The sequence below is a fragment of the Pseudomonas sp. genome, assembly GCF_049645325.1.
Taxonomy (GTDB): domain Bacteria; phylum Pseudomonadota; class Gammaproteobacteria; order Pseudomonadales; family Pseudomonadaceae; genus Aquipseudomonas.
Map to the genome: position 1 here is coordinate 1 of NZ_JBARTQ010000291.1, position 8,759 is coordinate 8,759.

The following is an 8,759-nucleotide window of genomic DNA, read 5'->3' on the forward strand; positions in this document are numbered from 1 at the left end:
ACCCGGTAAAGTGCCGCTCCCCCCGCAATGCCCGAGGCAGCCCCCATGACCCAGACCTTTGAAATCGCCGTGATCGGCGCCACCGGCACTGTCGGCGAAACCCTGGTGCAGATCCTCGAAGAACTGAGCTTCCCGGTGGGCACCCTGTATTTGCTGGCAGGCAACAACTCCGCCGGTGCATCAGTACCGTTTCGCGGCAAGAACGTGCGGGTCAAGGAAGTCGATGAATTCGACTTCAGTAAAGCTCAACTGGCCTTCTTCGCCGCAGGCCCCGCAGTGACCTTGAGCTTCGCCCCCCGTGCCATCGCCGCCGGTTGCTCGGTGATCGACCTGTCCGGCGCCTTGCCGGCCGATCAAGCGCCTCAAGTCGTGCCGGAAGCCAACGCCCATATTCTCAAAGGCCTGAAAAAACCCTTCCAGCTCGGCAGCCCAAGCCCATCGGCCACCAACCTGGCTGTGGTCCTCGCACCGTTGCGGGGTTTGCTCGATATCCAGCGCGTCAGCGTGACTGCCAACCTGGCGGTGTCCGCCCAAGGCCGTGAAGCCGTCAGCGAGTTGGCCCGTCAGACCGCCGAGCTACTGAATGTGCGCCCGTTGGAGCCGAAGTTCTTTGATCGGCAGATGGCCTTCAACCTGTTGGCACAAGTCGGCACCCCAGACGCCCAAGGTCATACAGCCCTGGAGAAACGTCTCGTACACGAACTGCGCGCCGTGCTGGAAACTCCTTTGCTAAAGATTTCCGCAACATGCGTTCAAGCCCCGGTGTTTTTTGGCGATAGCCTGACGGTGTCATTGCAATTGGGCGCGCCGGTGGATCTGGTCGCGGTCAATCGCGCGCTCGACGCGGCACCCGGCATCGAGCTGGTGGAAGAGGGCGATTACCCCACTGCGGTGGGCGATGCGGTCGGTCAGGACGTGGTCTATGTAGGACGGGTTCGCGCAGGGGTAGACGACCCGGCGGAACTAAATCTGTGGCTGACGTCAGATAACGTACGCAAAGGCGCCGCCTTGAATGCCGTCCAGCTGGCTCAGTTGTTGATAAAAGACCTTGTGTAAAAGATACTTGGCGGCAATTTGTAGATTGATTCTAGCCAGGCGCTATGCTTGGCCCCAAGCAGGAACAGTTGCGCGTCGGTGACCTATCGGCTCGCCATGCCTTATGGCAGCGGTTACCAACCTTCTCGCAGGCCGGGGAGTGTTCAGACAAAGGATGAGGCTATGGTTCAAGTTCGCAAACTGGTGTTAGCAATAGCGGCCGCCTCGGCGCTGTCCTCCGGTATGGCGCAAGCGCTGCAGCTGGGGGAAATGACCCTCAAGTCGACGTTGAACCAGCCGTTGTCGGTAGAAATCGAATTGCTCGATGTCGGTGGCCTCACGGCTGCCGAGATCACGCCCAGCCTGGCATCCTCCCAGGCGTTTGTGGACGCGGGCGTGGACCGCCAGGCGTTTCTCAACGACCTGACGTTTACGCCAGTGATCAACCCTAACGGCCGCAGTGTGGTGCGCGTTACCTCCAGCAAGCCGTTGCCGGATTCCTACGTGCGTTTCCTGCTGCAGGTGCAATGGCCCAATGGTCGCCTGATGCGCGATTACAGCGTGCTGCTCGACCCGGCGAAATTCGATCAGGCGGCACCGACTGCCGGCACCCCTGCGCCGCGCTTGAGCGCGCCGGGCAATGCGGCACCTACTGTGGGCAAATCGGCCCAGCACACCACGACGTCTCGCGACACCTTGTGGGAAATTGCCGAGAAGAATCGCAATGGCGCGTCGGTGCAGCAGACCATGCTGGCCATCCAGGCATTGAACCCGGATGCCTTTGTCGACGGCAATATCAACCGCTTGAAAACCGGCCAGGTCTTGCGCCTGCCGGACCGCGTGCAAGCCACCAGCCTGCCGCAGCCCCAGGCGATTGCTGAAGTAAGCGCACAAAATGCGGCCTGGCGCGAAGGTCGTCGTACGGCCAGCAATCAAGCACTGGGCAAGCAGCAACTGGATGCGACCAAGCGCACTCAGGCGGGCAATGCGCCGTCGAGCACCAATGCCAAGGACAACTTGAGCCTGGTCTCGGCCGAATCCGCCAAACAAGGTGCGAAGGGCAGGGCGGCAGATGGCCGCGCGCTGAGCGACAAGCTGGCGATGACCCAGGAGCAACTGGACACCACGCGCCGCGACAACGAAGAGCTGAAAAGCCGCGCGGCGGACCTGCAAAGCCAGTTGGACAAACTGCAAAAGCTGATCCAGCTGAAGAACGATCAACTGGCCCGTTTGCAGGCTGACAAGGGCGGGCCGGCGGCTCAGGCGACTGCGGCGATGCCTGCCCAGTTGGCAGGCGAACCGGCGGCCGATCCAGCGAGCACACCGGCCGCCACCCCGACGGCTGCGGCCCCTGCGCCCGAGCCGATCAAGGCCGACGCGGCGCCTGCCGGCAATGACGGCAAATTCAATGACCTGCTGACCAACCCGATTGTTCTCGGTGTGATCGGCGGTGCGGCCGGCCTTGTGGTGCTGTTGCTCCTGCTGCTGTGGGTGCGTCATCGCAATGCCCGTCGCGAAGAGGAAAAGCACCTGCGGATGGCGCGCGCGCTGGCAGAAGAACCGGCATTCACTGCCAACGTGGATCATGATCTGCCGCCGGACAGCTTCGAAGGCCTGGAAGTCCCGCCGCCGAACGTCAAGCTGGCTACCGCGCCTGCGCCTGCACCGGTTGTTGAACCGGTGGTGGCGCCGACTGTGGCGTCCGTGCTGGCGCCCCTGGCCGTGGCCGTGGCCCCGCAGAACTCCAGCGATGCGCTGGCGCAGGCCCAGTCTCATATTGACCGTGGTCACCTGAACCAGGCGGCCGACGTGTTGGAGCAGGCAATCAAGCACGAGCCCAAGCGCAGCGACCTGCGTTTGAAGTTGCTCGAAGTGTATGGCCTGCAAGGTGATAAGGACGGTTTCGTCACCCAGGAACGTCAACTGGTGGCCAATGGTGAAAACCACGCCCAGGTCGAGCAGCTCAAGAGCCGTTTCCCGGCCATGGCCGTGCTGGCCGCCGGTGTGAGTGCGGCAGTCGCCGCTGCGGCCCTCGACGCCCAGTACGTCAAGGACTTGCTCGAAGACAAGCCGGCTGCACCGGCTCCGGAACCGGAGGCATTCGACACTGATTTCGACCTGAGCCTGGATGATCTGGAAGCCGCTTCGCCTGCCGTGGTCAGCCCGGAAGATGAACTGAGCTTTGAGTCGGTGCTGCAACAGCAGACTGACGCCAAGGCCAGCCCGGACGATCTGTCGGATTTTGACCTGGACCTGCAGCTGGAAGCACCGGCATCGCAGTCCGATGACGACTTCCTCTCGGGCCTTGAGGCGCAGATGAAAGACGTGCCGGCGGTCGAACCGCCCACGCTGACACCCGCCACAGTGGACGACTTTGACCTGCCGGAAGACTTCGACTTGTCACTGGCCGACGAGCCAGCCCCAGCGGCAGCCGCCAAGCCGGATGCCTTTGCCTCGGAACTGGATGACGTCAATGCCGAGCTGGACCGTCTGTCCCAGAGCCTGGAGCACCCGCCGATCGAACCGTCCTTCACTGCTGAAGACGCAGCGTTGGGCGACGACGAGCCGGAATTCGATTTCCTCTCCGGCACCGATGAGGTCGCCACCAAGCTGGACCTGGCCCAGGCGTACATCGACATGGGCGACACCGACGGCGCGCGGGACATCCTTTCCGAAGTCCTGACCGAAGGCGATGAAGGCCAGCGCGGTGAAGCCAAGGAAATGCTTGGACGCTTGGCGTAATCGCCAGCGTTTGAGCAAAACGGCGGCCTTCGGGCCGCCGTTTTGCTTTTCTGTGGGAGCTGGCTTGCCTGCGATCCAGGCGACTCGGTCTTTCAGTGGAATCCAGGTGATGCTATCGCAGGCAAGCCAGCTCTCACACAAACCTGCATAATGGCCGCCTTTGCGCAACTCATCAGGCTCTCAGTTCTTGGCAAATATAGATAACGCAGCCGCCGAAATGGCGGCTGCAGGTTTTTACCGCATCGCCCTGGGCGTGGAATACAAAGGCTCGCGCTATCGCGGCTGGCAACGCCAGGCGTCGGGTGTACTGACGGTGCAGGAAACCCTGGAAAAGGCACTGTCGAAAGTCGCCGATTCGCCGGTGTCACTGATGTGCGCCGGGCGTACTGACGCCGGTGTGCATGCCTGCGGCCAAGTGGTGCACTTTGATACTCAGGCCGAGCGCACGATGAAAGCGTGGGTGATGGGCGCCAATATCAATTTGCCCCACGACGTCAGCGTCAGTTGGGCCAAGGTCATGCCTGCGCATTTTCATGCGCGCTTCAAGGCCATCGCCCGACGTTACCGCTATGTGATCTACAACGATCAGATCCGCCCGGCGCACCTTAACGAAGAAATCACCTGGAACCACCGCCCGCTGGATGCCGAACGCATGGCCGAGGCGGCGCAGCATCTGGTCGGCGTGCATGATTTCAGCGCCTTTCGGGCCGGCCAGTGCCAGGCGAAGTCGCCGATCAAGGAAGTCCACCACCTGCGAGTCACCCGTCACGGCAAGATGATCGTGCTGGATATCCGCGCCGGGGCGTTTCTGCACCACATGGTGCGCAACATTGCCGGCGTGTTGATGACCATCGGCACCGGCGAGCGCCCGGTTGAGTGGGCCAGGGAAGTGCTCGAAAGCCGCGTGCGCCGCACCGGCGGGGTGACGGCGCATCCGTTCGGCCTGTACCTGGTGGACGTGGAGTACCGCGACGAGTTCGAACTGCCGCAGCGTTTCATCGGGCCACACTTCCTCACAGGTTTCAGCGAACTTGGCGGCTGACGCCCGGAAAAGCTTTTGTTACCATCCGGGACTTTCCCGGTTCAACCCTTGAGGTTTCCACGACATGCCAGCCGTTCGCAGCAAGATTTGCGGGATTACCCGCATAGAAGACGCGCTGGCGGCTGTAGAGGCGGGGGCGGATGCCATAGGGTTTGTGTTTTATGCCAAAAGCCCGCGGGCGGTGAATGTGTTGCAGGCGCGGGCGATCATCGCCGCGCTGCCGCCGTTTGTGACCACCGTGGGTTTGTTCGTCAACGCCAGCCGCTGCGAACTTAACGAAACCCTGGATGCCGTGCCGCTGGACATGCTGCAGTTTCATGGTGACGAAAGCCCCGAAGAATGTGAAAGCTACCAGCGCCCGTACATCAAGGCGTTGCGCGTCAAGGCCGGGGATGACATCGCCGGCGCGTGTGCCGCCTACACCGGTGCGCGTGGGGTCCTGCTGGACACCTATGTTGAAGGCGTGCCCGGCGGCACCGGCGAAGCGTTTGACTGGTCGCTGATTCCCGAGGGCCTGAGCAAGCCGATTATCCTGGCTGGCGGGCTCACGCCGGCGAATGTCGGTGCGGCAATCGAGCAGGTGCGGCCATATGCCGTGGACGTCAGCGGCGGGGTAGAGCAGGGCAAGGGGATCAAGGATCACCGCAAGATTCGCGCATTCATGCAGGCCGTGCGCAACAGCAGTGGCGGGATGTGACGGCGGGCAGTCTGCCGCCGTCCATAACTACCGCTGTGTAAAACAGCCCGGCGCCGCCTGTGGGTGGGCCGGAAATGAAGTGGCAACCCTGCGCTGGCAGGTTGTCTGGAAGGCTGAGGATGCAGGCGGGAATTGGCAGGTCGAAGGTCTGACCCCGTCCCGCAGGCATCATCGCCACATATGAATTTAGCTCAAGGGCATACGCGGGGCTGTGTTCTAGCCACCGGTACTGGAGAAAGAAAGCATGAGCAACTGGTTAGTAGACAAACTGATCCCTTCGATCATGCGTTCCGAGGTGAAGAAAAGCTCGGTTCCTGAAGGTCTGTGGCACAAGTGCCCATCCTGCGACGCGGTGCTGTACCGCCCGGAGCTGGAAAAGACCCTGGACGTTTGCCCCAAGTGCAACCACCACATGCGTATCGGCGCCCGCGCCCGCGTTGACATCTTCCTCGACGCCGACGGCCGTAACGAGCTGGGCGCTGACCTGGAGCCGGTTGATCGTCTCAAGTTCCGCGACGGCAAGAAGTACAAGGACCGCCTGACCGCAGCGCAGAAGCAGACCGGCGAGAAAGACGCGCTGATTTCCATCAGCGGCAAGCTGCTGGGCATGCCGGTTGTGGTGTCCGCGTTTGAGTTTTCCTTCATGGGCGGCTCCATGGGTGCCATCGTCGGTGAGCGTTTTGTTCGCGCCGCCAACTACGCCCTGGAAAACCGCTGCCCGATGATCTGCTTCGCCGCCTCCGGTGGTGCGCGGATGCAGGAAGCCCTGATCTCCCTGATGCAAATGGCCAAGACCTCTGCGGTACTGGCGCGTCTGCGCGAAGAAGGCATCCCGTTTATCTCCGTACTGACCGACCCGGTCTACGGCGGCGTGTCCGCCAGCCTGGCAATGCTGGGTGATGTGATCGTCGGCGAGCCGAAGGCCCTGATCGGCTTTGCCGGCCCGCGCGTGATCGAGCAGACCGTGCGCGAAAAACTGCCGGAAGGTTTCCAGCGCAGCGAGTTCCTGCTGGAGCACGGTGCAATCGACCTCATCATCCCGCGCGGCGAACTGCGTCCACGCCTGGGCAGCCTGTTGGCGCAAATGATGGGCCTGCCTACTCCTGTGTATGTCGCGCCTAAAATCGAGCCAATCGTTGTTCCGCCGGTGCCTGCAAACCTATGACCCAACGTACCCTGGGCGAATGGCTCGCCTACCTTGAGCAGTTGCATCCGTCCGCCATCGACATGGGCCTGGAGCGCTCGCAACAGGTAGCGGCCCGCCTCGGGTTGGGCCGGCCGGCGCCGCGCGTGATCACGGTGACCGGTACCAACGGCAAAGGCTCCACGTGCGCCTTTGTCGCCGCGCTGCTGCAGTCCCAAGGGCTGAAAGTCGGCGTGTACAACTCTCCTCACCTGCTGCGTTACAACGAGCGGGTGCAGCTCAATGGCGTCGAAGCCACGGATGAGCAACTTTGCGAAGCCTTCGCCGCACTCGATGCCGGGCGTGGCGAAATTTCCCTGACTTACTTCGAAATGGGCACTCTGGCGGCGTTCTGGCTGTTCGAGCGCGCGCAGTTGGATGTGGTCGTGCTGGAAGTTGGGCTGGGCGGGCGGCTGGACACGGTCAACGTGGTGGACGCCGACCTCGCGCTGATCACCAGCATTGGCGTCGACCATGCCGATTATCTGGGCAATACTCGCGAATCCGTAGCCTATGAAAAGGCCGGGATTTTCCGCCAGGGCAAACCTGCCCTGTGTGGTGATATTGATCCGCCAGTTACCTTGCTGGACAAGGTGCGTGAGCTGGATTGCCCGTTCTACCTGCGCGGCCGCGAATTCAATCTGGAAATCGGTAATCAGCATTGGCAATGGCGTGGGCGTGATGCCCGTGGGCAAGGTGTCGAATTGCACGATTTGCCACTGCTGGCCTTGCCGATGGAAAACGCGGCGCTGGCGTTGCAGGCTTACCTGTTGCTGGACTTGCCTTGGAATGCCGAGCAGATTGCAGCTACCTTGCTGGCGACGCGTGTCGTCGGGCGACTGGATCGTCGGGTGTTCGAGTGGGAGGGCAAGCGCCTGAACCTGTTGCTGGATGTGGGGCATAACCCGCACGCCGCCGAATACCTGGCACAGCGCCTGTCCCGCACGCCGCCGCGCGGTCACCGCCTGGCGGTGTTCGGGCTGTTGGCTGACAAGGACCTGGACGGCGTGGTTGCGCCGTTGCTGGGCAATGTCCAGTCGTGGGCGGTAGCGCCGCTGGACACGCCGCGCAGCCGCCCGGCGGTTGAGCTGCAAGTGGCCTTGCAGAACCTTGGTGCGCCGGTGACGTCGTATGCAAGCGTCACTGCCGCGCTTGAAGCGCAATGTGCGGTGGCGACGGCCGAGGACGAAATTCTGTTGTTCGGATCATTTTATTGTGTTGCCGAGGCGCTTGAGTGGTTGGCCCGGCGCTCCACGGAGGAAGCTGCACATGGCATTACTGGATAGCGCATACAAGCAGCGAATGGTCGGAGCCCTGGTGCTGGTGGCATTGGCGGTGATTTTTCTGCCGATGTTGTTTTCTCGCCAGGATGAGCAGCGCCAAGTCGTGGTAGAGGCGCCGGCTGCGCCTCAGGCACCGGTGATGCCGCAGGTTCAGGTTGAGCCGGTGGTGGTGCCAGAGCCGCAGGCATTGCCGCAAGAGCCGGTGCCGACCGATGAGGAGGTCGCTCAGCAGCAGGCGCCTTCGATGCCGGTGCAGCCGAGCGTACCGGTGGTCAAGCCGGCACCTGCTCCCGCGCCTGCCCCGGTTGTCGCCGCCAAGCCTGCTGCGCCGGCACCTGCGCCCAAGCCTGCCGTGCCGCAACCTGCCGCGCCGGGCAAGCCGGACGTGGGGCAAAGCCGCATCGACCCGAATGGCCTGCCGATCAGTTGGTCGATCCAGCTCGCCAGCCTGGCCAATCGCGAAAGCGCCGAAGCCTTGCAGAAAAAGCTGCGCACCCAGGGCTACAACGCCTATATCCGCAGTGCCGATGGCAAGAACCGCGTGTTTATCGGGCCGCTGATCGAGCGCGCTGAAGCGGATCGTCTGCGGGACTTGCTGGGTCGCCAGCAGAACCTGAATGGTTTTGTGGTGCGCTTTCAGCCTGAGCGCGGCTGAATAACGGCCAGTTTCTGATTGAAATGCAGGCCAGCTGTGGGAGCTGGCTTGCCTGCGATTGCGGTGGGGCAGTCAACAGTGATGTTGAAAGTGCCAGCCTCATCGCAGGCAAGCCAGCTCCC

The 8,759-nt window shown here is 62.5% G+C and carries 7 protein-coding genes; all 7 read left to right on the forward strand.

Annotated features, from left to right (window positions below):
• The first annotated feature begins 45 nt into the window (after positions 1-45).
• The 7 genes from WBB95_RS13045 (at position 46) to WBB95_RS13075 (ending at position 8,637) form a co-directional block, all read left to right on the forward strand.
• Positions 46-1,056: an aspartate-semialdehyde dehydrogenase gene (locus WBB95_RS13045; protein ID WP_424487952.1), complete on the forward strand. Its 1,011-nt coding sequence runs from the start codon at positions 46-48 to the stop codon at positions 1,054-1,056.
• Between the two features lie 162 nt (positions 1,057-1,218).
• Positions 1,219-3,777 carry a FimV/HubP family polar landmark protein gene (locus tag WBB95_RS13050; RefSeq protein ID WP_424487953.1) on the forward strand — a complete coding sequence of 853 codons (2,559 nt, stop codon included), beginning with the start codon at positions 1,219-1,221 and terminating at the stop codon, positions 3,775-3,777.
• A gap of 217 nt (positions 3,778-3,994) precedes the next feature.
• Positions 3,995-4,819: a tRNA pseudouridine(38-40) synthase TruA gene (gene truA, locus WBB95_RS13055; RefSeq protein WP_053128844.1), complete on the forward strand. Its 825-nt coding sequence runs from the start codon at positions 3,995-3,997 to the stop codon at positions 4,817-4,819.
• A 64-nt stretch (positions 4,820-4,883) separates the two neighbouring features.
• Positions 4,884-5,516, forward strand: coding sequence for a phosphoribosylanthranilate isomerase (locus tag WBB95_RS13060; RefSeq protein ID WP_424487954.1), 633 nt, complete (start codon positions 4,884-4,886; stop codon positions 5,514-5,516).
• Positions 5,517-5,760: 244 nt separating this feature from the next.
• Positions 5,761-6,681, forward strand: coding sequence for an acetyl-CoA carboxylase, carboxyltransferase subunit beta (accD, locus tag WBB95_RS13065; RefSeq protein WP_424487955.1), 921 nt, complete (start codon positions 5,761-5,763; stop codon positions 6,679-6,681).
• Complete coding sequence (gene folC, locus WBB95_RS13070) at positions 6,678-7,985, forward strand: bifunctional tetrahydrofolate synthase/dihydrofolate synthase (protein ID WP_424487956.1); 1,308 nt, start codon at positions 6,678-6,680, stop codon at positions 7,983-7,985. Before accD ends, folC begins: the two co-directional genes overlap by 4 nt.
• Entirely contained in the window at positions 7,969-8,637 is a 669-nt protein-coding gene (locus WBB95_RS13075) for an SPOR domain-containing protein (protein ID WP_424487957.1), read from the forward strand. The genes folC and WBB95_RS13075 overlap by 17 nt, the downstream gene beginning before the upstream one ends.
• Positions 8,638-8,759 lie beyond the last annotated feature (122 nt).

What these genes read in the sequence shown, in the direction of transcription:
- WBB95_RS13060 (WP_424487954.1), top strand. Translation starts at nt 4,884, where the DNA reads ATGCCAGCCGTTCGCAGCAAGATTTGCGGGATTACCCGCATAGAAGAC.
- WBB95_RS13050 (WP_424487953.1), top strand. Translation starts at nt 1,219, where the DNA reads ATGGTTCAAGTTCGCAAACTGGTGTTAGCAATAGCGGCCGCCTCGGCG.
- WBB95_RS13045 (WP_424487952.1), top strand. Translation starts at nt 46, where the DNA reads ATGACCCAGACCTTTGAAATCGCCGTGATCGGCGCCACCGGCACTGTC.
- accD (WP_424487955.1), top strand. Translation starts at nt 5,761, where the DNA reads ATGAGCAACTGGTTAGTAGACAAACTGATCCCTTCGATCATGCGTTCC.
- WBB95_RS13075 (WP_424487957.1), top strand. Translation starts at nt 7,969, where the DNA reads ATGGCATTACTGGATAGCGCATACAAGCAGCGAATGGTCGGAGCCCTG.
- folC (WP_424487956.1), top strand. Translation starts at nt 6,678, where the DNA reads ATGACCCAACGTACCCTGGGCGAATGGCTCGCCTACCTTGAGCAGTTG.
- truA (WP_053128844.1), top strand. Translation starts at nt 3,995, where the DNA reads ATGGCGGCTGCAGGTTTTTACCGCATCGCCCTGGGCGTGGAATACAAA.